General features: G+C 57.5%; 24 protein-coding genes and 1 tRNA gene. 11 read left to right on the forward strand and 14 right to left on the reverse strand.

Annotated features, from left to right (window positions below):
* Positions 1–188 precede the first annotated feature (188 nt).
* The 3 genes from J3361_RS08965 (at position 189) to J3361_RS08975 (ending at position 3,963) form a co-directional block, all read left to right on the forward strand.
* Positions 189–2,276 (forward strand): AAA family ATPase, encoded by a 2,088-nt coding sequence (locus tag J3361_RS08965; protein WP_207963989.1) that lies wholly within the window; start codon positions 189–191, stop codon positions 2,274–2,276.
* 93 nt (positions 2,277–2,369) lie between these two features.
* Positions 2,370–3,392 carry a WYL domain-containing protein gene (locus J3361_RS08970; protein WP_207963991.1) on the forward strand — a complete coding sequence of 341 codons (1,023 nt, stop codon included), beginning with the start codon at positions 2,370–2,372 and terminating at the stop codon, positions 3,390–3,392.
* Between the two features lie 34 nt (positions 3,393–3,426).
* On the forward strand, positions 3,427–3,963 hold the full coding sequence (locus J3361_RS08975; protein ID WP_207963993.1) for a GIY-YIG nuclease family protein: 537 nt from the start codon (positions 3,427–3,429) through the stop codon (positions 3,961–3,963).
* A gap of 28 nt (positions 3,964–3,991) precedes the next feature.
* Here J3361_RS08975 and J3361_RS08980 read toward each other — a convergent pair whose 3' ends face one another.
* The 3 genes from J3361_RS08980 to J3361_RS08990 form a co-directional block, all read right to left on the reverse strand.
* Positions 3,992–4,744 (reverse strand): NAD-dependent deacylase, encoded by a 753-nt coding sequence (locus tag J3361_RS08980; RefSeq protein ID WP_207963995.1) that lies wholly within the window; start codon positions 4,742–4,744, stop codon positions 3,992–3,994.
* A gap of 236 nt (positions 4,745–4,980) precedes the next feature.
* Positions 4,981–5,238 carry a hypothetical protein gene (locus J3361_RS08985; protein ID WP_207963997.1) on the reverse strand — a complete coding sequence of 86 codons (258 nt, stop codon included), beginning with the start codon at positions 5,236–5,238 and terminating at the stop codon, positions 4,981–4,983.
* Positions 5,228–5,845 carry a sel1 repeat family protein gene (locus J3361_RS08990; RefSeq protein WP_207963999.1) on the reverse strand — a complete coding sequence of 206 codons (618 nt, stop codon included), beginning with the start codon at positions 5,843–5,845 and terminating at the stop codon, positions 5,228–5,230. The genes J3361_RS08985 and J3361_RS08990 overlap by 11 nt, the downstream gene beginning before the upstream one ends.
* Positions 5,846–5,989: 144 nt before the next feature.
* Here J3361_RS08990 and J3361_RS08995 point away from each other — a divergent pair, with 144 nt between their 5' ends.
* The 5 genes from J3361_RS08995 (at position 5,990) to J3361_RS09015 (ending at position 13,511) form a co-directional block, all read left to right on the forward strand.
* Positions 5,990–6,154 (forward strand): hypothetical protein, encoded by a 165-nt coding sequence (locus J3361_RS08995; RefSeq protein WP_165933340.1) that lies wholly within the window; start codon positions 5,990–5,992, stop codon positions 6,152–6,154.
* A 466-nt stretch (positions 6,155–6,620) separates the two neighbouring features.
* Positions 6,621–9,236, forward strand: coding sequence for a PD-(D/E)XK nuclease family protein (locus J3361_RS09000; RefSeq protein ID WP_243458806.1), 2,616 nt, complete (start codon positions 6,621–6,623; stop codon positions 9,234–9,236).
* 2 nt (positions 9,237–9,238) lie between these two features.
* Complete coding sequence (locus J3361_RS09005) at positions 9,239–12,424, forward strand: UvrD-helicase domain-containing protein (protein WP_207964002.1); 3,186 nt, start codon at positions 9,239–9,241, stop codon at positions 12,422–12,424.
* A gap of 84 nt (positions 12,425–12,508) precedes the next feature.
* Positions 12,509–12,808, forward strand: a complete 300-nt coding sequence (locus tag J3361_RS09010) for a hypothetical protein (protein WP_207964003.1) — start codon at positions 12,509–12,511, stop codon at positions 12,806–12,808.
* An 82-nt stretch (positions 12,809–12,890) separates the two neighbouring features.
* The gene (locus J3361_RS09015) at positions 12,891–13,511 is read left to right on the forward strand and encodes a hypothetical protein (protein ID WP_207964004.1); all 621 of its coding nucleotides are present in this window, start codon (positions 12,891–12,893) and stop codon (positions 13,509–13,511) included.
* A 196-nt stretch (positions 13,512–13,707) separates the two neighbouring features.
* On the opposite strand, the gene J3361_RS09020 is transcribed toward J3361_RS09015, so the two are convergent.
* The 9 genes from J3361_RS09020 to thrS form a co-directional block, all read right to left on the reverse strand.
* Positions 13,708–13,784 (reverse strand) — tRNA-Pro (locus J3361_RS09020).
* A gap of 90 nt (positions 13,785–13,874) precedes the next feature.
* Positions 13,875–14,231: a MerR family transcriptional regulator gene (locus tag J3361_RS09025; protein WP_003179985.1), complete on the reverse strand. Its 357-nt coding sequence runs from the start codon at positions 14,229–14,231 to the stop codon at positions 13,875–13,877.
* A complete protein-coding gene (ihfA, locus tag J3361_RS09030) occupies positions 14,212–14,514 on the reverse strand; it encodes an integration host factor subunit alpha (RefSeq protein WP_002553164.1) in 303 nt (100 codons plus the stop codon). Before ihfA ends, J3361_RS09025 begins: the two co-directional genes overlap by 20 nt.
* A 3-nt stretch (positions 14,515–14,517) precedes the next feature.
* On the reverse strand, positions 14,518–16,896 hold the full coding sequence (gene pheT, locus J3361_RS09035; RefSeq protein ID WP_207964005.1) for a phenylalanine--tRNA ligase subunit beta: 2,379 nt from the start codon (positions 16,894–16,896) through the stop codon (positions 14,518–14,520).
* Positions 16,897–16,922: 26 nt separating this feature from the next.
* The gene (gene pheS / locus J3361_RS09040; protein ID WP_207964006.1) at positions 16,923–17,939 is read right to left on the reverse strand and encodes a phenylalanine--tRNA ligase subunit alpha; all 1,017 of its coding nucleotides are present in this window, start codon (positions 17,937–17,939) and stop codon (positions 16,923–16,925) included.
* A gap of 109 nt (positions 17,940–18,048) precedes the next feature.
* Positions 18,049–18,405 carry a 50S ribosomal protein L20 gene (gene rplT, locus J3361_RS09045; RefSeq protein ID WP_002553161.1) on the reverse strand — a complete coding sequence of 119 codons (357 nt, stop codon included), beginning with the start codon at positions 18,403–18,405 and terminating at the stop codon, positions 18,049–18,051.
* A gap of 30 nt (positions 18,406–18,435) precedes the next feature.
* Complete coding sequence (rpmI, locus tag J3361_RS09050; protein ID WP_002553160.1) at positions 18,436–18,630, reverse strand: 50S ribosomal protein L35; 195 nt, start codon at positions 18,628–18,630, stop codon at positions 18,436–18,438.
* 60 nt (positions 18,631–18,690) lie between these two features.
* A complete protein-coding gene (infC, locus tag J3361_RS09055; RefSeq protein WP_169432615.1) occupies positions 18,691–19,242 on the reverse strand; it encodes a translation initiation factor IF-3 in 552 nt (183 codons plus the stop codon).
* Complete coding sequence (gene thrS, locus J3361_RS09060; protein ID WP_014337550.1) at positions 19,242–21,164, reverse strand: threonine--tRNA ligase; 1,923 nt, start codon at positions 21,162–21,164, stop codon at positions 19,242–19,244. The genes infC and thrS overlap by 1 nt, the downstream gene beginning before the upstream one ends.
* Positions 21,165–21,534: 370 nt before the next feature.
* Between thrS and J3361_RS09065 the strand changes: the two genes are divergently transcribed.
* Positions 21,535–21,837 (forward strand): hypothetical protein, encoded by a 303-nt coding sequence (locus tag J3361_RS09065; RefSeq protein ID WP_207964007.1) that lies wholly within the window; start codon positions 21,535–21,537, stop codon positions 21,835–21,837.
* 289 nt (positions 21,838–22,126) lie between these two features.
* Positions 22,127–22,339 carry a cold-shock protein gene (locus tag J3361_RS09070; RefSeq protein WP_003179963.1) on the forward strand — a complete coding sequence of 71 codons (213 nt, stop codon included), beginning with the start codon at positions 22,127–22,129 and terminating at the stop codon, positions 22,337–22,339.
* 68 nt (positions 22,340–22,407) lie between these two features.
* On the opposite strand, the gene J3361_RS09075 is transcribed toward J3361_RS09070, so the two are convergent.
* Together J3361_RS09075 and J3361_RS09080 are read right to left on the reverse strand one after the other, a co-directional pair.
* A complete protein-coding gene (locus tag J3361_RS09075; RefSeq protein WP_207964008.1) occupies positions 22,408–22,722 on the reverse strand; it encodes an I78 family peptidase inhibitor in 315 nt (104 codons plus the stop codon).
* A 157-nt stretch (positions 22,723–22,879) separates the two neighbouring features.
* Positions 22,880–23,185 (reverse strand): hypothetical protein, encoded by a 306-nt coding sequence (locus J3361_RS09080; RefSeq protein ID WP_207964009.1) that lies wholly within the window; start codon positions 23,183–23,185, stop codon positions 22,880–22,882.
* A 127-nt stretch (positions 23,186–23,312) separates the two neighbouring features.
* Between J3361_RS09080 and J3361_RS09085 the strand changes: the two genes are divergently transcribed.
* Positions 23,313–23,510: a hypothetical protein gene (locus tag J3361_RS09085; protein WP_186706635.1), complete on the forward strand. Its 198-nt coding sequence runs from the start codon at positions 23,313–23,315 to the stop codon at positions 23,508–23,510.
* Positions 23,511–23,519 lie beyond the last annotated feature (9 nt).

The following is a 23,519-nucleotide window of genomic DNA, read 5'->3' on the forward strand; positions in this document are numbered from 1 at the left end:
GAACAAGGTGCTCAAACCAGCAATATCACCAGGCACCGACAAAATGTGTCGTCTGCAGTGATCTGGCATCCAGTGAGTCGCCGAGAGCGGCAGGCAATATGACATCACTCAATACGCACGACAACCACGACACATCCTGACCACTGCTCGTCCTACCCTGCCGCCTCCACAGCATCAGGAGATCTAGCATGGGAACCCGATTAAACCCTTTCGCACACGGCAGCCGCCGCGCCGTTGACACCTGTGCGCTATCGCTGAAGTGGAGTTTCCAACTGCTGCTGGATCTGGGGGGACATCGCACCTTTATCAGCCGACACGGCCTCAATGATGAGGATCTGGCGCATGAACTGGGTCTGGCCAAATGGATAGACGGCGACAATTACAGTCCCGCACTTGCCTTGGCGACACTGCGCAAAGGCGCTCGTAGCTTCAACACCGATCCCCTGTATGCGCCCTACCCGGACAGCCTGGCGACCAATCTTGAGGCCTTGGGAGAATTGTTGGGTTTGGCCGACGCAGAGCTCCAGGTGCTCGGGTTTTGCGTGCTGATGCACACCGATCCGACACTCAGTGATGCTACAGATCAGCTAGGGATGCTGGGACTCAACCGTGCAATAAAAGTGCTGTCAGTACTATTGGGCCTGCCGCTGCCGGAGGTCGAGGCCTGCCTAGCGCATAACAGCCCACTAATGCGCACCGGACTGCTGGAAATAAGCAACAACCACCGTTCCGTCATGGCGTTGAGTTCGATGTTGTCGGTTAGCAACCCGGATCTGCCTGGCCTCCTGCGCTTCAGCAAAGGCACGCCACTGGAGCTGTTCGCCTATGCGTTCCGTTTGAGTCCACCCGGCAGCTTGAGCTGGGAGCATTACAGTCATGTCAGACAGCCGCTGATGATCGCCGAACGCTACCTGAGCAAATCCTTGGCCCAAGGGCGTCAAGGTGTGAACATTCTGCTGTATGGCCCGCCTGGTACTGGCAAGACTCAACTCAGTCGTCTGATCGCTCACAGCCTGGGCAGCGCTCTTTATGAAGTCGCCTGCACTGACAGCCAAGGTGACCCGGTGTCCGCCAAGCAACGTCTGTGTTCCCTGCGCGCGGCCAACAGTGTGCTGCATTCTCAACGCGCCTTGCTCGTACTTGACGAGATCGAAGACATCTTCCAGACCGCCAGCGCAGACGCCAATAGTCGCTCGCAGAAAGGCTGGATCAATCGCATGCTGGAAGAAAATACGCTGCCGTGTTTCTGGCTGAGCAACAGCATAGAGGCTATCGACGCCGCCCATATACGACGCTTCGATATGGTGATCGAGGTGCCCAACCCGCCACTGGCACAACGCAAGCGGATGCTGCGCGAGTGTGGCGGTGGCAAATTGAGCGATCAGTTGATCGAACACCTCAGTGCACACGAGCGAATGACGCCTGCCGTGCTGGAGCGGGCAGTGCGCGTAGGACGCAGCGTGTCGCAGCGCGCCAGCACGGCGCTGGATAACACTATTCGCTGCATTGTCGACGGCACGCTGAAAGCTCAAGGCTTCGAAAAACTTCAGCACACCGACGGCGCTTTGCCAGCGCTTTATTCTCCGGAGTGGATCAACGCCGACCTCCCACTGGACGGACTGGTTGACGGTTTGCGCTCTCATCCACAGGCACGGTTGTGTTTCTACGGGCCACCCGGCACTGGCAAAACCGCATTTGGCCACTGGCTGGCGCAGGAGCTGGGCAAGCCGCTGATGGTCAAGCGAGTCTCCGACCTCGTATCCCCTTACGTGGGAATGACTGAGCAGAACCTGGCGGGCGCCTTCGAGCTCGCGCAACGAGAAGACGCCGTGCTTCTGCTGGATGAGGTCGACAGTTTTTTGCAGGACCGGCGCAAGGCGCGGCAAAGCTGGGAGGTCACTGCAGTCAATGAAATGCTCACGCAAATGGAAAGCTACCGAGGGCTGTTCATTGCCTCCACAAACCTGATCCTCGATCTGGATCAAGCCTCTCTGCGGCGCTTCGACCTTAAGGTGCATTTCGGCTACCTGGCAACCGCTCAGGCTCAGACATTGTTTGCCGTACATCTGAAGGCTCTGGCGCTCAAGGACCCACAAAGCAGTGCTGCGACTCGCTTGCTCGACGAGACATACCTGACTCCCGGTGACTTCGCGGCGGTCGCGCGCCGGGGGCGCTTCAAGCCATTCGCCAGCGCGGATGAATTGGCAGGCGCGCTGCTTGCCGAGTGTCGATTGAAGTCCACTGGGCAGCAGCGCCCTATCGGTTTCATACATTAAACGGACTAAAGGTTGCCGGATTGTCGCCGATAGGCAGACAACCGGCTTATTCGCCAGCCAAAGGCCAGCTTCAACACTACAAGGATGATTCCCTTGCCTTCAGCCAAGACCCATAGCGCTTTGAGTCGTCAATGGGAGCTGTTGCAACAGCTGCCCAAACGCTCACCCGGTATCACAGTGAGTGAATTGCTGACTCGCCTGACGGCCACTGGCTACTCCATCAGCCGCCGCAGCATCGAGCGCGACCTGCGTGATCTGTCCCTGGTGTTTCCATTGCAGTGCAACGACGGTGGTACGCCCTTCGGTTGGTACTGGAAACCGGGCGTGAGCGTCGAGTTGCAGGGCATTACTCTGACTGAAGCCGTAAGTCTTGCGTTGGTCGAAGATGCAATCCGTCCACTGCTCCCGGGCAGCATGTTGAGCGTGCTGGAACCGCGCTTCGAGCATGCCCGGCAAAAACTCAAAGGCCTCGAAGACGGCAACCCCGCCGCGCGCTGGCCCGACAAAGTTGCGAGCGTTCGGCCGGATTTCAATCTTCGAGCTCCGGAAATCCAGGCAGAAACGTTGGAGGCACTGCAGCATGCCCTGATCAGCGAGCAGCAGGTGCATTGCCAATACTATTCAGCGCACAACGACAAAATCAGTGAGCTAACGCTCAACCCGCTGGCAATTGTCCAGCGTGGGCTGATTACCTACCTCATTGCTACTGCCGCGCCCTACACCGATGTTCGTCAGTTCGCCGTGCATCGCTTTCGTGAAGCAACCGTACTCGATACTCCATGCCAAGGCCTGGAATCGTTTGAATTGAAAACTTACCTGGATACAGATGCGTTGCAGTTCGGAAAGCCGGAAAAAATACTCTTCAAGGCTTGGGTGAGTGAACACCAGGCGCGGTTGATTCGAGAGACACCATTGAGTAAAGACATGGCGCTTGACGCTCTGTCGGACGGTTACCAGGTGCAGGCTACTGTTAACAACACGTGGCAACTGCACTGGTGGATTTTGTCGTTGGGCGATTCTTTGATAGTGCAGGAACCGGCAGTACTACGCCAACAGGTAGGCGATACATTGCGCCGCGCCGCTGCGGCGTATGGGCCAGAAAACTGTCTGCTGTAAGCCGCCGACTCGAACACTAAAAAGGGAGACGCACATGCTCACACCATCGACCCTGACCGACATCGCCAGCAATCTCCGGAATCTGGCCAAAATCGTCGAAGGCACAGCTATTGATTGCCACCATGACGTATGCATTCCTTTCAGCGAGATCCGCAAGGACTATCCCGCACAAACGCTGAAATCCCTGACGAACTGGTGCAGCGCTGATGCACACTACATTTACCAGTTTTCAGTTGAAAACAATGTGTACGAAGAGTTCTACGGCGCCTTTAAAGAGGCCAAGTTGAATCGGAAAAACGATCGGGCGTACTGCCGTCTTAATCCCGCCTCGGCGCTGCTGTATGTCGGGAGTTCCTCAGACCTGGTTTCGCGGGTCAAACAACATCTGGGCTTCGGCAATAAAGGTACCTACGCCATGCAGCTCTGCCACTGGCTGCCAGAACTTGAGGGAATGTTGCGCATTCAAGCCTGGCGATTTAGCAAAGAGATCGACGGTGCCGTCGTCCAGGCGATAGAAGATGGCATGTGGGCCTCGAACAGACCCATGTTCGGCAGACAGGGCGCTCGTTAAGCAATTCGCTGACCGTTGAAGGCGTCCGCTATTTGTTTGCCTGAGTAAGCAACCGCGGCAGTATTTCTGCCGCTTTGCCGACGAGACTGAACTCCCATTCTCCCTGGACCGATTCTCGCTGCAGGTTGACATGCACTACTACAGCGCCATGTTCCCTGGCGATCCGGGGAATTTCCGCCGCTGGCTGTACCAGCCCCGAAGTCCCCACCGAAAGCAGCAGATCGCAATCTCTGACAGCCGCCAACGCTTCGCGCCATGCCTGCTCCGGTAGCGACTCACCGAACCAGACCACGCCCGGCCGGACCTTGCCGTTACAATGTCGACAGCGTGGCGGTTCGATCCTGCGTCCGTCTTCATGATCATTCAACTGATCAGTGGTCCCCTCAAAAGGCCGGGCACACGCAAAACAGCGCGGCGAATGGAGGCTGCCGTGCAAATGAATCACTCCATGACAACCCGCACGCTCGTGCAGATCATCGACATTCTGAGTAATGACCGTCAGCCTGGTGACTAACCGAGCGAGTTCGGCAATAGCCAAATGGGCGGAGTTTGGTTTGGCGGCAAGTACCTTTGAGCGTCGCCATTCATACCATCCCCACACCAACGCCGGGTCGTTGCGAAATGCTTCGGCGGTGGCCAATGCCGCTGGATCGAAACGCTCCCACAAGCCAGTCAAGGCGTCGCGAAACGTCGGGATGCCACTCTCGGCAGAAACGCCCGCGCCAGTAAATACGACCACATGGGAAGCATCACGCAAACGCTGCCCCTGGAATTCGACCATGACTTCCTCCTATCTACGTAACCGGGCAAACCATTCAGCCAACGTACGATCAATCATATTGGCCGGTTGTCGGGTCAACGCTTCGTTTCCACATTTCTCACATCGATCGCACCAATCCCCCGGTCCAAGGGCATCGCTAAGTGGCACGACCGTTTTCTTCCAGCCACATTTGCCACAGACAAATGTGAAGGGTCTTGGTCTTATGGGCATGTCATTACTCCTCTGTTACGCTCGCTTTACGCCACAGGCAGCAAGGCCTGCAGAATTTCCACCTTGCGCTGTAGCTGTTCCACATGAGCCTCTTCCGCTCGCAGCGCCGATCTGAGCTCGCGATTTTCCTCGGCATGCCAATTCGCGCGAGTTCGACGCTCCTGCGCAGTGACATGCCAATCGCTGAGTAAACGCCAGGTTTTGCCGCATCGCGTGTACAGCGCAACCAGCACTGAAAGGATCAGCCCCAGCATCGCCATCGATCCCCAACTCTCAAAACCCATAGCATTTTTCTCCTGACGCAAACGCAGCTCCGGCAGCCAGCCGGTACCAGTGCGTAGCCTTGGCAAAGTCTGGCGCCTGGCCATCCATTCCTTTTTCATGCAAACGCCCCAACGCCTGCGCCGCACACGTGATGCCGCGTTCATAGGCCTGCTCGTAGTAACTGGTCGCAAGGTCCTGGTTAACGCACATGCCCCGGCCATACCAGGCTTGCTCGCCAAGATTGAATGCCGCCTCACCCGATCCCAACACATACGCGAGTTTGAACAACCGCCGAGCGAGGACGCTATCGAAAGGGACGCGACGACCGTTGATCCATAGCCAGCCAAGATCATTGAGCGCATCCGGGTCTGAGGCGAGCGAGTCATCGCGTAGCGAACGATACAGAATGCGCAGCAACGCGGGATCGACCATGGTGACCATGGGGCTCGCGGCCTTGATCGTGAGGTAAGCAAGGTTGCCATCCACAGGTGCTTTCAACACTCTCAAGGACGGCATGCCAATGTCTGCATCCGCAACGCATGGCGACCGCGACTCGACAAACCGCATGCTCTCGGCATCGGGCAACAGGGCATCCAGAAACTGGAATACTTTTTCATCAGGGCTCATTCGGACAGCCTTCCGGTTGATCATTCGATAGGGCTCATTATCGAAATGACAACGACATTTTGTGTCGTACACGCATCTCGACACATCCTGTCGCGGCTGATCACAACAATGAAGGCTCATCAATACAACCCAGAGCCAGCACTCATGAAAACCTACAGCGCCTTCATGCAACGCTCCATCGCCACTGCCGGTCCGCAAGCCAATTTCACTATCACCGTACAAGCAGTGAGCTCGGCCATGGCCAAGGTCACTGCCGAAGCCCAGTATCCCGGTTACAAGTGTTTCAACGCTCCCACTCAGGTTCGCTGACGTTTCTCCACCTGTGGATCCCTCCCCTCAACAAGTGATAGCTTATCGCCACACTGCGCGAGAAAGCACTGGACTGAGTATCCCCGAATGCTCAAGCCTGAGCCTAATCCGCCGATACAGCCTCGATAATCAAGGCCAAGCGGACATCCTCTGCCCTAAGGAAACTCCTGGAATGGATTACCAGTCGCTCAAGACTCGCCACCACAACGAACGCAACGCCCACCACCCCAACCTCGCCTTACGTGTTCATCGAGCCCTGAGTTGGCTCAATCCTGGATAAGTCGCAAATATGGCGAGAACAGCGCCTTCGCTGACAAACGTGTCGACCACGACGCAATCCGTCGCACCTCGTTCGTACGGTAGCCGCCAGCCGCTAAATGTGTTTCGTCTTTAGGTCGTTACAACAACTCACCGATAGCGGTGTGTTGAACCCTCAACGTTCACAAGGAGCGTCAACGTGTCTGAAATGCTCATCACGTTCGGTATGCAACTCGATGGTCAACGGGCAACCCGGGCGAGCAATCAGCTGGGCGCTTTGACGGTCGGGCCACAGGGGTTTCTGGATATTCTGGAAACCCAACTGGGCCTGACAGCACACCAGCCTTGCGCGGCGCAGCGTACAGCGGCGTATCGGGATTGCCTGGCACACTGCAACAACGCACAGCGTTTCTACAGCGCCAGTTTTTCCGCTGATGAGCTGGGTGTGTCCGCTGCATTGCTGGCTTGGCGAGATGACTTGTATCTGTACGGTTGGGATGGGCGCGTGGAGGCAGATGCCAGCCTACGCCTGAAGGACCTTACCGAGGTAGAGATGAAAGCCCGCGAGGTAGTCGCGCCATCGATTGGGCAACGCCTGCACAATGTTGCCGCGGCTCTGGCTGTGCGGCGACCACCGATCAAGAATGTGCTGCTGGCTGACGATTGGGAGGTGTACCCACTTGGTTGGCAAGCGGTGCTGCATCACCTCCCACACGAGCGCCTCGAGGTGCCCGTGGGCACGGCGCAAGGCTTCCTCGGCCAGTTGCAGACGCAACTGCGCAGGAGCATTGCCGGTGAACGCGTGACGCCGATGCCGTGGCAAGAGGACGGCACGGTAAAGGTCGTCCAGGCACAGACGCGAGTGTTGGCGGCGAGCTGGTTGAGTCGCTCGCTGGATGAGCGCGTGCAGACCTTGCTGGTGGCCGGTGCCGAAGGCGGCTGCCTTGATGGTCATTTAGTCGGTGCAAACCAAGCTCGCCATGGCCTGAATGGCAGCAGCGATTTGCGGCCGGCCCTGCAGGTATTGCCTTTGGCAATGGAGTTGCTTTGGGCGCCACTGAATTACCCGGCGCTATTACAGTTTCTGACCCATCCGATATGCCCGATTCGGTTGTTTGCCCGTCGACAGTTGGCGACCAAGGTATCGACTATGCCGGGTATTGTCGGAGCCGAATGGGAAGCAGTCCTGGAGCGCATCGCAGAACACTACGGTGCCGAAGCGCCTCGTGTTCGGACATCCATTGGCGACTGGCTCGAAGCTCCCACGTTCAGTGTTGATGAAGGCGCGCCACTGAGCGAAGTGCTGGTGCGTGTCCAGCGCTTGCTGGCGTTCTTTCAACCGCGCCTGGGCCACGAAGAACCCGCACACAGCCTAGCTGCTCGGGCGGGTTATGCGCAGTGCGAAGCTGCTTTGGAAACACTAGAGACGCTTCAAATTCAAGGCGTCGAGCGGTTACGTCCGCGGCAGTTGCAGCAGGTGATCGAACAGGCCACTGCGAGTGGCACGGATAATCCGTTACTGGCCGCCCAGGTCGGCGCTCATTTGACCGTTTCCCGCCCGGGGGCTGCCATTGAGAGCTCGGACACGGTGGTGTGGTGGAATCTGGCCATGCCGGCACTGCCTGCCATTTCGCCGTGGTCCAAGGCGGAACTGCTGCAACTCGCAAATGCAGGAGTGGCGCTGCCCGACGGTGGAACGCTGCTGGCTCAAGCGGCCCAAGACTGGCTACGGCCATTGCTGGTCGCGAACCGCAATCTAACGCTGGTGCTGGCGCCGCCACACGAGGAAAGTCACCCACTTTGGCAGATGATCGAAACGGTTGCTCAGCACCCAAAAGTACATGCGCTGGAGGACCTTTTGTTTGCGCCCGGCCTCCTATTTCAGCCACAACCGTCGACCCCCCTACCAGTGCGCAAACGCTGGTGGAAGCTGCCGGCAGACATGCCGCTGGCTCTGCCAGAAAAAGCCTCTTTCTCGAGCCTCAACCTGCTGCTGTTCAACCCTTACCAATGGCTGCTGCAATACGGAGCCAAGATTCAGGCATCCAAGAGTCTCAGTCTGAGCGACAGTTTTCTTCTGAACGGTTCGCTTGCTCACCGTTTAGCTGAACACTTTTTCAGCCGAGCCGACGCGCTGACCATGGACGCGGCAGCCTTCGCCGCGTGGTTCTCGACTCATTTCCCGCGCGTGGTGCGTGAAGAAGGGGCAGTGCTGTTGATGGAGGGGCGCGGTGCCGATCTGTCGACCCTGCGCCACCGAGTGTTGCGTGCAATGACCCAGCTGCGAGCACACTTTGCCAATGCCAATGTCCGCGTTGTAACCGCAGAGCAGGCGTTGGACGGGCAATTCGCTGGAGGCGCTCTGGCGGGTTCTGCCGACTTGGTACTGACTACAGAAGACGGGCATCGAGCCATCGTTGATATGAAGTGGGCCGGCGGCAAAAAATATCCCGAACAACTCAAGGCGAACCGCCATTTGCAACTGGCGATTTATGCCGAATTGCTGCGTCAGGAGACCAATTCGTTGCCGTCCGTAGCGTATTTCATTCTGGAGTCCGCCCGCCTGCTGACACCGGATGACCGCGTATTTGCCGATTCGGAACGGGTGCCCGCCAATCCGCCAAGCACCACGCCCGAACTCTGGCAGAGCTTTACCGAGGCCTGGAAATGGCGTCAGGCGCAAATCACTGCGGGCGTCTTTGAAGTGGCACTGGAAAGCATTGAAGAGGACGAGGCTTCAACACCGCCCGAGAAAGCGATGCCAATGGAATACCTCAAGGAAGCCTACAACGACTACCTGGCCCTGGCCGGATGGGAGCAATGACAATGCCTAAGAACGCGCACATCACTTTTATCAGCGCAGGCGCCGGCAGCGGAAAAACTCACCGGCTCACAGAGATTCTACACCAGGAATTGCTCAGTCAGCAGGTCCAACCTGCAGGCGTTATTGCCACCACCTTTACACGAAAAGCGGCAGCCGAACTTCGCGAGCGAGTACGCAGCCATTTGCTCAAAAAAGGTGAGATTGGCTTGGCGACCTCTATGGGGCAGGCCCGGATAGGCACCGTCAACAGCGTTTGCGGCCAATTGCTTGAGCGCTTCGCATTTGAAGCAGGCATGCCACCACAACAACGAGTCCTGGAAGAGAATCAGGCGAAAGTGCTGCTCAATCAGGCAGTAGATCGAGTCCTGCATGGTGAAAGCATGGACACCTTCCTTGCCATCGCACGCCGTCTGGGCTTGGAAGTCACTAATCAACAGGGCGACTATCCGAGCAATAACTGGCTCGATGAACTGCGCCGACTGTTAGATCAGCTACGCACCAACGACATCGATCTCGATCTGGCTCGTGGCTTTGCTGTCCGCAATGCCGAGGACATGCTTGAGCATTTTCCCACAGCGACCAAAACCGACTTGAGTGGTGAGCTCCTACGCATCATTCCTGATGTGCTTGGACAACTGAACGCTGCCAACAGCAAAATAAAGCTTACGGCGGACTATGTATCCCTGCTCATGGATTTCCACCGTGAGTTGCTGCAAGGCAACGCGCGCTGGAGTGCCTGGGCAAAGTTGGCAAAATCGGCCCCGGAAGCCAAGCTCAAGCCATTGGTTGCAAGCCTGACCGAAACGGTAGAGCGCTACGCAGAACACACGGACTTGCATCGCGATATCTCGGTGTATCTGGAACAGGTGTTCACCTTGGCCATCGACGCATTGCACGTGTACGGCCAGAGCAAACTTGAGCTCGGCGTGCTGGACTTTGCCGACCAGGAACACGCATTGCTGAAACTGCTAGACAACCCCGCCGTGATTCAGGTGCTGGAGCAAGAACTTGATCTGGTCATGGTTGATGAGTTCCAGGACACCAGCCCAATGCAGTTGGCAGTCTTCCTGAAGCTTTCGCGCTTTGCCAAACGGGTTTACTGGGTAGGCGATATCAAGCAGGCCATTTATGGCTTTCGTGGCAGCGACTGTGCATTGATGCAGGCCATCCTCAACGCGTTACCCGAAATGGGCGGTGAGAAACAGGTGTTGCGTAACTCGTGGCGCTCACGACCGGAGCTGGTCGAGCTGGCGAACGAAGTGTTTGGCCCGGCGTTCTCCAGCAGCTTGCCGCCCGACGAAGTTCAGCTGATACCTACTCGAGCGGACCAACTGCCCGGGCCCGCCTTCGCCAATTGGTTACTCGAAGGCAGCAATGCCGAGCAGCAGGTGAGTGCGTTGGCCGAAGGCATTAGCCAACTGGTGAGAAACCGGCATCAGGTATTCGATAAAAACAGCAAGGAAATCCGTGACGTCCAGCTGGGCGATATCACCGTACTTTGCTACTCCCACAGCAACGTCGCCAAAGTGGCCGCCGCCCTCGCTGCAGCGGGAATGCCCTGCTCCACTGCGCAGCCCGGCTTGCTGGCTACCGCAGAAGCAACCCTGGCGCTGGCGTGCTTGTGTCGTTTGAATGATCCCTTCGATACCCTGGCTACCGCGCAGATTGTTTCGCTGGCTGAGGCAGAAGAGCCGGAAAGCTGGGTTGCGGAGCGACTGCGTTATTTGCATGCAGGTCATCCAAAAGCGCTGTGGCGCGAGCAAGACATCGACGATTATCGGGCACACCCCTTGGTTGCGGCAGTGGCGCGGCTGCGCGCGGACCTTCCATTGCTGACGCCTGTGGAAGCGTTGCAACGCTTAATCGCTGAGTGTGACTTACCTTCACGCGTCACGAGTTGGTCAACCTCGCCAGCACAGGCTCAAAAGCGCATGGCCAACCTCGACGCAATAATCGACTTGGCGCAGCAATATGAGGACCTATGCCGAAATGGGCTGGGGGCTGCATCTATCTCCGGGCTGGTGCTCTGGTTGGGCGAAACGGCCAGCGCTAACAATGATGCATTGGCCACACCGGCGTTGGACGCCGTTCAGGTGATGACCCACCACGCCAGCAAAGGTCTGGAATGGCCGGTTGTCATCCTGATGGATTTGGCTCGCGATATTGGCGACCGTCTATGGTCCGTTTCTTCGCGCTCCAATAGCGCGTTCGATCCGCACAAACCATTGCACGACCGCTTCATCCGCTACTGGCCTTGGCCTCTAGGCAAACAGCAGAAGGTCCCACTGGCCGAGAAGTTCGAGCAGACCAGCCTGGCCCAAACGTGCCGAGAGGAAGCTGTTGAAGAATCAAAACGCCTGCTCTACGTGAGCATGACCCGCGCCCGCGATCTGCTGGTGATTGCACGTTCCGGCAGAAAAACAACCGGGCAGTGGCTCGACTGCGTCCAGGCTCCGTGGCTGATGACAACTCCTGGCGAGCAGGTCCTACGTTTACCTAACGGGAAAACGCTGCCGGCCGACTGTCAAACACTTACCGCCGGTCATACGCCAGAACCTGTCCCATTTGCCATGCAAAATCTGCATTGGTTTGCACCACTGGTAGTTGCCGAGCCCCGCATGCAACTGAGCTTTCAACCGTCCAGTAGCGTCATCCGACCGGTGACAGGCGCCGGCGAAAAATGCCAAATCGGTACCCGCATTGCCTTGCAGGGCATGCCGGAAATGAGTGCATTGGGGACCGCGATTCACGCCAGTCTGTGCCTCTCGTTCACCGATCCAAGCCGTCCCGTCGTCCTGGACGAAGTGCAGCGTCTGCTGCTGAACCATGAAGTACATGAGCATGTGAGCGCCAGCCAAGTCATCAATCAGCTATCTGCCTTGCATGCTTGGATCGAGTCCCGGTGGCCGCAGGCTAAAGCCATGGCCGAGTACCCGGTGCAACAGTTGCTCACCTCAGGGCAGGTACTGAATGGACGCATCGACCTGCTGCTGGATACAAAAGAGGGGTGGGTACTCATTGACCATAAATCCAATCCATCCCCCGAGCCACAGTGGGAGCGGCTGGCCCAGGAACATGCCGGCCAACTCAACGCGTACGCCCAAGCGATTGAGGCTGCTTCCGGCAAACCTGTGACAGAGGCCTGGCTCTTCCTGCCTACGGCGGCCGGTGCGGTTCGCGTTTTTTAACAATGGGCGTGTTTCACCCACGCATTGACGATCAATCCCGGCGGCCAGGATTCCTTCTGACTGCCTGACTCTAAGGGAAAAAGCATGACGTTGTATGAATCAATTTTGTTGGAAACGCGTAATGGCGCACTGAGCAATCCTTTTGAAATTCAGGAGCTGACCTCGGAGCGACGCCGGGTGATGTGCCTTGAGGGCAAGGAACTGATGGAAAAATATCGGATTGGTTTCGAGTTCTTCAAGAAGTCGGCGATTGGGACCACCGTCGCCAACAACGCACAAGATGAAAAGACCGGTGCGGATGGATTCAGCGTTGGCAAAGGGGCAAAAACTCAATACATGCGGGTAAAGCCCGGCGTATATACGGTAATGGGCATCGAGGAATAACGACCTGGCAGGTTTTTCGTTATCTGAATCACAGCCACTTTCCAGCTCCCCTTCTCTTAGGCAGTCCAAACGAGCCTTACCTATGACGATCAAACAAGCAAACGAAATAGATGCCGCTTACGAAAAACAATACGACCAGTTCAACAAGCAGCACGATTTCCTGAAAACGGTATTCGGTCGTACACCTCTGGGAGACGACCTGGACACGCTGATGGATAAAGTCAGTGATGCGCGATGGTTGAACGTCAAAGCCGGATGGCTATCGGATACCTACCATAAATTCGATCGCCTCGATTACTTCGTTGCCCGACTCAAGCAGGACTATCGTGGGAAGCTCATAAAAAGCCTTGCCGATGTACCCGATGACTTGAGGGAGGAATTTCCCGACGACGAAGCCGAGTTCCAAGCGTTCATGGCCGAGGAGCGCGAGACCTGTTACAGCGCCTACGATGAAATGACTTGCTTGCGATCGGATGCAGAGGAGGAGCTGGTGGCTAATGATTACTTCGACACGATTGGCTCCCAGCCGAGCGACTTCGAACTCAGCCCCTACGAAGAAAAATGCTTGCTGCCGCTGGTAGAAAATCTTGAAAGACTTTGGAACAAGCATAAGGCCGTGGGGTTTGGCTTGATGTGTATGGCTAGCCATTTGGGTGATACGGATTATGATCTCAGTCTGACACAGGCATTGATGTTCGATTGACATGGCGTGTTGGGCAGTGGGATGCCAAGCGCGACATATAGGCGATCAGGATCGTTGGCGGATACGCCAGGAGCCAGCCTTGATCACCAAAACGCTGTATGTTCCCCTACGAAGAAGCATGGCCACAAGTTTTGCGCGGGCACAAAAAAGCCGATCTATCTGATCGGCTTAACTGCCTGATTTTACTCAGTAAATATGGTCGGGACGGAGTGATTCGAACACTCGACCCCTAGCACCCCATGCTAGTGCGCTACCGGACTGCGCTACGCCCCGACTAGGCGTGAATCTTGTTCCACTTCTCACTGGAACGCTCAAGAATATATCGCAAGCTTTTGAAAACTGGAAGATTTAAAAGCAGAAATTTTATTTCTTGAGCACCACCAGCACATCTTCAAGCTCGGCGATCATCTGGCGGATCATCTGTTTGTACTGGGTTGTATCGTCCTTGGCCTCATCACCGGAAAGGCGCAGGCGTGCGCCGCCGATGGTGAACCCCTGGTCATACAGCAGCGCGCGGATCTGCCGGATCATCAGCACGTCTTGTCGCTGATAATACCGGCGGTTTCCGCGGCGCTTGACCGGGTTGAGTTGAGGAAACTCCTGCTCCCAATAGCGCAGCACGTGTGGTTTTACCGCACACAGCTCGCTGACTTCACCAATGGTGAAGTAGCGTTTGCCCGGGATGACGGGTAGTTCGTCGTTATGACTTGGTTCCAGCATAAGCCTCAACTCGGGCCTTCAACTTCTGCCCTGGACGAAAGGTGACCACACGGCGAGCCGTGATCGGGATTTCTTCTCCCGTTTTCGGATTGCGGCCAGGCCGCTGGCGTTTGTCCCGAAGGTCGAAGTTGCCGAAACCGGACAACTTGACCTGTTCGTTGTCTTCCAGAGCGTGCCTGATTTCTTCGAAAAACAGTTCGACCAATTCTTTGGCTTCCCGTTTATTCAGGCCCAGCTCCTCATACAGACGTTCCGCCATCTCAGCTTTCGTCAGAGCCCCCATACGTCACTTCCTTAACGTGGCGTTCAACCTGGTTTCGAGCGAGGTGAGGATATTTTGCGTTGCGGTATTCACCTCATCGTCATTAAGAGTGCGCGATGGATGCTGCCAGGTCAAGCCGACTGCAAGGCTTTTTCTATGCGGATCAATACCTTTACCCTGATACACGTCAAATAGCCTGAGGTCCGTTAGCCATTCGCCTGCATTTTCACAAATTACCTCCAGTACAGCACTGGAAGCGACCTCACGGTCGGCCAGCAGCGCAAGGTCACGGCGTACTTCAGGAAAGCGCGATAACTCCTGGAATTTCGGCATTTTCCCCTGTGCCACTTCAGCCAGGACCAGCTCGAAAACGAAGACCGGACGATCGAGGCCCAGGGTTTTCGACAGCTCCGGGTGAATGGCACCGACATAGCCGACTTCACGCCCGTCTCGCTCGATCCGCGCAGTCTGCCCCGGATGCAGCGCCGGGTGCTTGCCCGGTACGAAAGTGAATGCCTCGAGCGCGCCGGCGAAGCCCAGCACCGCTTCCACGTCAGCCTTGACGTCGAAGAAGTCGACGACATCGCGACCTTGCGCCCAGCCTTCCGGCAAGCGACTGCCACAGACGACACCGGCCAGCATCGGCTCTTGCTTCAAGCCGTCCAACTGACCGACAAAACGCAGGCCGCTTTCGAACAGACGCACGCGATCCTGCTGGCGGTTCAGGTTGTGCTGGAGCGACTTGACCAGGCCCGGCCACAAGGACGAGCGCATGGCGGCCATGTCGTTGGAGATCGGGTTGGCCAGCAACAGCGGCTCGACGCCCGGGCTGAACAGCTCGAATTGGCGCGGATCGATGAAGCTGTAGGTGATCGCTTCCTGATACCCACGGGCCACCAGCAGGCGGCGCAGTTCCGGCAGGTCGCTGCGGGCTTCAGCCTTGGCTTGCGGGGCCAGGCGGGCTTGCGGGTAGCGAACCGGAAGGCGGTTGTAGCCGTACAGGCGAGCCAGTTCTTCGATCAGGTCGACTTCCAGGCTGATATCGAAGCGATGGCTTGGCACTTCGACGCGCCACTGCCCTGCCCCATCGGCGCTGATGTTCAGGCCCAGGGCGCTGAGCAGGCGTTCGACTTCGGCCGAATCCATTTCCATGCCCAGCATCTGGGTGATGCGCTGGGCACGCAAGGTGATCGGTGCAATCTTGGGCAGGTGCTGTTCGCTGACAGTCTCGATGACCGGCCCGGCTTCGCCACCGGTGATGTCCAGCAGCAGGCCAGTGGCGCGCTCCATGGCTTCACGGGCCAACTGCCAGTCCACGCCACGCTCGTAGCGGTGCGAGGCGTCGGTGTGCAGGCCATAGGAACGAGCCTTGCCAGCGACGGCGATCTGGTCGAAGAACGCGCTTTCCAGGAATACATCGCGGGTGGTGGCGGATACGCCACTGTGCTCGCCACCCATCACGCCGGCAATCGCCAGGGCGCGGGCGTGGTCGGCAATCACCAGGGTGTCGCTGCGCAGGGTCACTTCCTGGCCGTCGAGCAGCACCAGCTTCTCACCTTCTTCGGCCATGCGTACGCGGATGCCACCGTTGATTTCGGCGAGATCGAACGCATGCAGCGGCTGACCCAGCTCCAGCATTACATAGTTGGTGATGTCGACGGCGGCGTCGATGCTGCGCACGTCGGCGCGACGCAGGCGCTCGACCATCCACAGCGGCGTCGGCTTGGACAGGTCGACGTTACGGATGACACGGCCCAGGTACCGCGGACATGCTGCCGGCGCCAGGACTTCAATCGAACGCACGTCGTCATGCACGGCCGGCACGGTCGCGACCGTCGGACGCGTCACAGGAGCGGCATACAGCGCGCCGACTTCACGGGCCAGACCCGCCAGGGACAGGCAGTCGCCACGGTTCGGCGTCAGGTCGACCTCGATGCTTGCGTCGTCCAGGCCCAGGTATTCACGAATGTCCTGGCCCACCGGCGCATCCGCCGGAAGCTCCATCAGGCCATCGTTGCCTTCGCCAATCTGCAGTTCGGCCTGGGAGCACAACATGCCGTTGGACTCGACGCCGCGCAGCTTGGCTTTCTTGATCTTGAAGTCGCCCGGCAGCTCGGCGCCGATCATGGCGAACGGGATCTTCAGGCCCGGGCGCACGTTGGGCGCGCCACAGACGACCTGGAAGGTTTCCGCGCCATTGCTGACCTGGCAAACCCGCAGCTTGTCAGCGTCAGGGTGCTGCTCGGTGCCCAGCACCTCGCCCACCACCACACCGCTGAAATCACCGGCGGCCGGCGTCACGCTATCGACCTCGAGGCCGGCCATCGACAGGCGAGCAACCAGCTCGTCCTGGCTTACCTGCGGGCTTACCCAGCCGCGCAGCCATTGTTCACTGAATTTCATCCTGCTCTCCTAAAGGTTCGTTACGACTAGCGAAATTGCGCGAGGAACCGCAAGTCGTTGTCGAAGAACAGACGCAAGTCGTTCACGCCGTAACGCAGCATGGCCAGGCGTTCCACGCCCATGCCGAAGGCAAAACCCGAGAATTCTTCCGGATCGATTCCGGACATGCGCAGCACGTTCGGGTGAACCATGCCGCAGCCCATGACTTCCAGCCAGCCCGTCTGCTTACAGACGCGGCAGCCTTTGCCGCTGCACATCACGCATTCCATGTCGACTTCCGCCGAGGGCTCGGTGAACGGGAAGTACGAAGGGCGGAAACGCACGGCCAGCTCTTTTTCGAAGAACACCCGCAGGAATTCTTCGATGGTGCCTTTGAGGTCGGCGAAATTGATGTCGCGATCAACCAGCAAGCCTTCGACCTGGTGGAACATCGGCGAGTGGGTGATATCGGAGTCGCTGCGGTACACACGGCCTGGGCAGACGATGCGGATCGGCGGCTGCTGCGATTCCATGGTGCGGACCTGTACCGGCGAGGTATGGGTGCGCAACAGCATGTTCGCGTTGAAATAGAAGGTGTCGTGCATCGACCGGGCCGGGTGATGGCCTGGGATGTTGAGCGCCTCGAAGTTGTGATAGTCGTCTTCGACCTCAGGGCCTTCGGCAATGCCGTAGCCGATGCGGGTGAAGAACTGCTCGATGCGTTCCAGGGTCCGGGTGACCGGATGCAGGCCACCAGAAGTCTGGCCACGGCCAGGCAGGGTCACGTCGATGGACTCGGCGGCGAGCTTGGCAGCCAGGTCCGCCTCCTCGAACAACGCCTTGCGCGCATTAAGGACCTCTGTGACACGCTCCTTGGCAACGTTGATCAGCGCACCGACCTGCGGACGCTCTTCGGCTGGCAGGTTCCCCAGGGTCTTCATCACCTGAGTCAACTCGCCCTTCTTGCCAAGGTAGTGAACCCGGATTTGCTCCAGGGCATTGATATCTTCAGCGCTTTGCACAGCCTCTAGTGCTTGAGCGACCAGCGCGTCCAGGTTTTCCATGTACAGACTCCAGATACAAAATAGGGGAAGAGCTTTAAGGCTCTTCCCCTATTTATGACGTTTGACACCTGGGCCCACAGAGGTGGGCCCCGGTGACTGCCGGGGGTACTTAAGCCAAGGTGGCTTTAGCTTTCTCGACAATCGCAGCAAACGCCGCTTTTTCGTTCACTGCCAGATCAGCCAGAACCTTACGGTCGATCTCGATGGACGCTTTTTTCAGGCCAGCGATGAAACGGCTGTAGGACAGGCCGTTAACACGAGCACCAGCATTGATACGAGCGATCCACAGAGCGCGGAACTGACGTTTTTTCTGACGACGGTCACGGTAGGCGTATTGGCCTGCCTTGATTACCGCTTGCTTGGCAACACGGAATACGCGGGAACGCGCGCCGTAGTAGCCTTTAGCAAGTTTCAGAATTTTTTTGTGACGTTTACGGGCAATGACGCCACGCTTTACACGAGCCATGAGTTACTTCCTCTATTCTTGATCCAAAAATTAACGAAGGCGCAGCATGCGCTCGACTTTTGCCACGTCAGACGGATGCAGCAAGCTGCTACCGCGCAGTTGACGCTTACGCTTGGTCGACATTTTGGTCAGGATGTGGCTCTTGAAAGCGTGCTTGTGCTTGATACCGTTAGCAGTTTTCAGAAACCGCTTAGCAGCACCACTTTTGGTCTTCATCTTTGGCATGTTCGGATACTCCGCATTCAGTTGATAAACATAATCGCAAGGCCTGCCGTGCCCTGGTGATTACTTCTTCTTTTTCGGGGCGATGACCATGATCAGCTGGCGTCCTTCCATCTTAGGATGCTGTTCGACCGAACCGTACTCGAGCAGGTCTTGTTCAACCCGCTTGAGGAGTTCCATCCCCAGCTCCTGGTGGGCCATCTCACGGCCGCGGAATCGCAAGGATACCTTGGCCCTGTCCCCATCACTCAGGAAACGTACCAGGTTGCGCAGTTTTACCTGGTAATCCCCTTCCTCCGTCCCTGGACGAAACTTGATTTCTTTTACCTGAATCTGCTTCTGGTTTTTCTTCGCCGCGGCAATCTGCTTCTTCTTTTCGAAGATTGACTTGCCGTAGTCCATCACCCGGCAAACCGGTGGGACTGCGTCCGCGGAGATTTCTACCAGATCAAGCTTGGCTTCTTCAGCAATACGAAGCGCTTCATCAATCGAGACGATGCCAATCTGCTCGCCGTCAGCGCCAATTAACCGAACCTCGCGTGCCGAGATATTCTCGTTGATCGGGGCTTTCGGTGCAGCTCGTTTATCTTGTCTCATTTCACGCTTAATAATAATTACTCCAAATCTGGGCGACCACGCCGGGAAACCGCTTGCGCGAGGAACTCAGCGAATTCGGCGACGGGCATCGAGCCCAGGTCAGCACCTTCACGAGTACGCACAGCGACAGTCTGCATCTCGACCTCCCGATCTCCAATAACCAAGAGAAAGGGAACCTTGAGCAAAGTATGCTCGCGGATTTTAAAGCCGATCTTTTCATTTCTCAAGTCGGACTTGGCACGAAATCCGCTTTGATTGAGAGTTTTTTCGACTTCAGCGGCAAAATCTGCCTGTTTATCAGTGATATTCATGATCACTGCCTGGGTCGGCGCCAGCCACGCAGGGAACGCGCCCTCGTAGTGCTCGATCAAAATCCCGACGAAACGCTCGAACGAACCGAGAATCGCGCGGTGAAGCATGACCGGGTGCTTGCGGCTGTTGTCTTCGGACACATATTCAGCGCCCAGACGGATCGGCAGGTTGAAATCGAGCTGCAAGGTACCACACTGCCACACGCGACCGAGGCAATCTTTCAGCGAAAATTCGATCTTCGGACCGTAGAAGGCGCCCTCACCCGGCTGCAGGTCGTACGCAAGGCCCGCGCTATCAAGGGCGGCGGCCAGGGCCGCTTCGGCGCGATCCCACAGCTCATCGGAGCCGACGCGTTTTTCCGGACGAGTGGACAGCTTCATCTCGACTTCGGTGAAGCCGAAGTCGCGGTAGACGTCCATGGTCAGCTTGATGAAGGCGGCGGATTCGGCCTGCATCTGCTCTTCGGTGCAGAAAATGTGCGCATCGTCCTGGGTGAACGCACGCACGCGCATGATGCCGTGCAGCGCACCCGACGGCTCGTTGCGGTGGCAGGCACCGAACTCGGCCAGGCGCATTGGCAGCTCGCGGTAGCTCTTCAAGCCCTGGTTGAACACCTGCACGTGGCAAGGGCAGTTCATCGGCTTGATGGCGTAGTCGCGGTTTTCCGACTGGGTGGTGAACATGTTGTCGGCGTAGTTGGCCCAGTGCCCGGATTTCTCCCACAGGCTGCGATCGACCACTTGCGGCGTCTTGATCTCCAGGTAGCCGTTCTCACGCTGGACCTGGCGCATGTACTGCTCGAGCACCTGATACAGGGTCCAGCCGTTCGGGTGCCAGAACACCATGCCCGGGGACTCTTCCTGGGTATGGAACAGGCCCAGGCGCTTGCCGATCTTGCGGTGATCGCGCTTTTCGGCTTCTTCGATGCGCTGGATGTAGGCCGCCAGCTGCTTCTTGTCCGCCCAGGCAGTGCCGTAGACGCGCTGCAACTGCTCGTTCTTCGCGTCGCCACGCCAGTAGGCGCCAGACAGCTTGGTCAGCTTGAAGGACTTCAGGAAACGCGTGTTCGGCACGTGCGGGCCGCGGCACATGTCGACGTATTCTTCATGGTAATACAGGCCCATGGCCTGCTCGTCCGGCATGTCTTCCACCAGACGCAGCTTGTAGTCCTCGCCACGGGCCTTGAAGACTTCGATGACTTCGGCGCGCGGGGTAACTTTCTTGATGACGTCGTAGTCTTTTTCGATCAGCTGTTGCATGCGCTGTTCGATGGCCGCCATGTCGTCCGGGGTGAAAGGACGCTCGAAGGCAATATCGTAATAGAAGCCTTCATCGATGACCGGGCCGATGACCATCTTCGCGCTCGGGTACAGCTGCTTGACCGCATGGCCGACCAGGTGCGCGCAAGAGTGGCGAATGATCTCCAGCCCCTCTTCATCCTTTGGCGTGATGATTTGCAGCGTGGCGTCGCTGTCGATGACGTCACTGGCGTCGACCAGCTTGCCGTTGACCTTGCCGGCCAGGGTCGCCTTGGCCAGGCCAGCACCGATGGATGCGGCGACCTCGGCTACGGAAACCGGGTGATCGAACGAACGTTGACTGCCGTCGGGAAGAGTAATAGTTGGCATGGCGCCTCCTCTCCTAGTGGTGACCCCTACCAAAGGTCACGTGGGTTGGGATGAGCCAGTACAAGATCCAGTCCAGGCCATTCAATGACGAACGCCTGCCTTACAGCGGCAGGAGCCTTGCGGCCAACCGGAAAACCGAACCAGAGTGACTGGGATTCAAATCAGGGTTATTCGGGTTCTTTGCCGCCGGGACGAACGATCGTCCGCAGCCTGGAAATAGCCGAGCCCGGCATGCTAGCACAGATGAACGGTCATCGCCGCGTGGGAATTGAAGCAGACGTCAATCCAGGGTTTTTATGCCAGAGTGCTGAACTGAAGCCGGCGTAACGCCTCAGATAACAAGACATCGACCCGAAAGGAGCATCTTCGCATGCGTCTGAATACATTGTTCGCAGTAGTCGCCCCCCTCGCCCTGCTGCTTCCACTGACCGCCCATGCCGACTGGCCCAAGGGCGAGCGCGAAAAATACATGGCCCAATGCACGCAAGCCGCGACACCCCAGATCGGCGCGGCCGCGGCCAAATCCCATTGCGCCTGCGGGGCAGACGCGATCAAGTCCTACCCAGCTTCGGACATCCAGGCCCTGATGGACAACAAGGCCACTGCGGAGCTGCAACAGAAAGCACTCGGCCAGATCGCCAAATGCAAGGCCAACCCACCTGCGAAAAAATGAATAATTGGGGCCTTGCGAGGCGCCCGACAGGGATAAAAAGGCTCGAATAAGGGCTTTTTTCTTTGATTTATGCAGGTTTTTCAGCTTTTTTTATCGTCTTTACTTTCGGCTGAAAGCCTTTAAAACCGGGCCTTTCAGCGGACAAAGGGGATAAAGCAAACACGACTGATTGGCAAACAGCGCCTGCGGGGGGCTCCCAAATCGAACATTTCGACTATGATACCCGGGTGTGCCCAGTTGGCCTGAGCAGCACAGTACACTGAAAATATATGTTTCTTGGAGATACACCATGTCTAATCGCCAAACCGGCACCGTTAAATGGTTCAACGATGAAAAAGGCTTCGGCTTCATCACTCCTCAAGGTGGCGGTGACGACCTGTTCGTACACTTCAAAGCTATCGAAAGCGACGGTTTCAAAAGCCTGAAAGAAGGCCAGACCGTTTCCTTCGTGGCTGAGAAAGGCCAAAAGGGTATGCAAGCTGCACAGGTTCGCCCAGAGTAATTTCTCGGCGCACTAAAAAAACCCCGTCCATGTGACGGGGTTTTTTATGGGCGATTGAAAAGCGTCGATCAGCCGCAGTTCACCCGATTGATCACCAGGTTGGCATCGGTATTGAGGTTCAGGCGATCGGAGCGGTACTCAAGCGTCACCATGTCGTTGGGCTTGAGGATCCGCGCATTCTGCGCGCCGGCACGGGTACGCGCCTGCTCCAGCAACTGTGGCGAGGCCTTCTTCCCAATGGCGAACTCGGCGGCCTTTGCTTCGCAGCGGCTGTGACCGGTCTCGGTCGCCACCGGTTCGGGGTTAGACTCAGAGGTACTGCTGCACCCGCTCAAGAACATGGCGGCCAGCAAAGTACCCAATGACGCGAGCTTCCAAGGCATGAAGCCTCCTTTTTTCGATGAATAAACAGTGAGCGTGCGACAACCCAAACAGCGCTTGGTTTCAACATCGCAGCCATCAGACTGAGGGAAAGCTGGCAGTTTGCCTGAGCCCGTTCCCGCTGTTCAGGCTTGAATCGTGACTGGATATGAACGCGACTCAATAAACGTCGATGTAATCGAAGGGCGGATTGGGCCAGTTGTCCTTCAGTGCGTTGTAGATCTGCATCACCCAAACTTCGTCACTGGCAGCGACCCGACCGACGTATCCCGAGCCCTTGGCCCAGGTCTCGAGGCGAAACCGCAAGCCATCGATGTCGGTGCCGCCGACCACACCCGAGGACAAATAGGCGATACCGCCCTTGGTCACGCGCAGCTGGGTATGCTCGTTGTCACTGGCCGAGGCCAGCAACTGACGAACCGCCTCGACGGTCAGGCCATCAGGAGCATTCAAATCGATCTGCACGGTGGGGCTCCTTAAAAATAAAGGACCAAGTGTCGCACAGCCCTCCCCCTATGCCTAAGTCGCAGTGCCAAATCCTCGGCAAAAATGGTTAACTCAGCCTACAGACCTCCAACTCGCGAGCCCGACCATGAGCACCGTCAGCATCGAAGCCACCATCAATGCCAAATGGTCGCAGGGCCACAGCTCCTATAGCCCGGGCAGCCCGGAGGAGCTGGCGCTCATCGGTATAGAATTGTTGGTGAAGGAGCTGGGAACGGAGGTCGCACGCGACTTCATCCAGCAAGCCTTCGAACGCTACCCGAGCATCGTCGACGCCGTGGATTGAGGCTCGTGC

It is taken from the genome of Pseudomonas sp. OA65, from assembly GCF_017498305.1.
Taxonomy (GTDB): domain Bacteria; phylum Pseudomonadota; class Gammaproteobacteria; order Pseudomonadales; family Pseudomonadaceae; genus Aquipseudomonas; species Aquipseudomonas zanjanensis.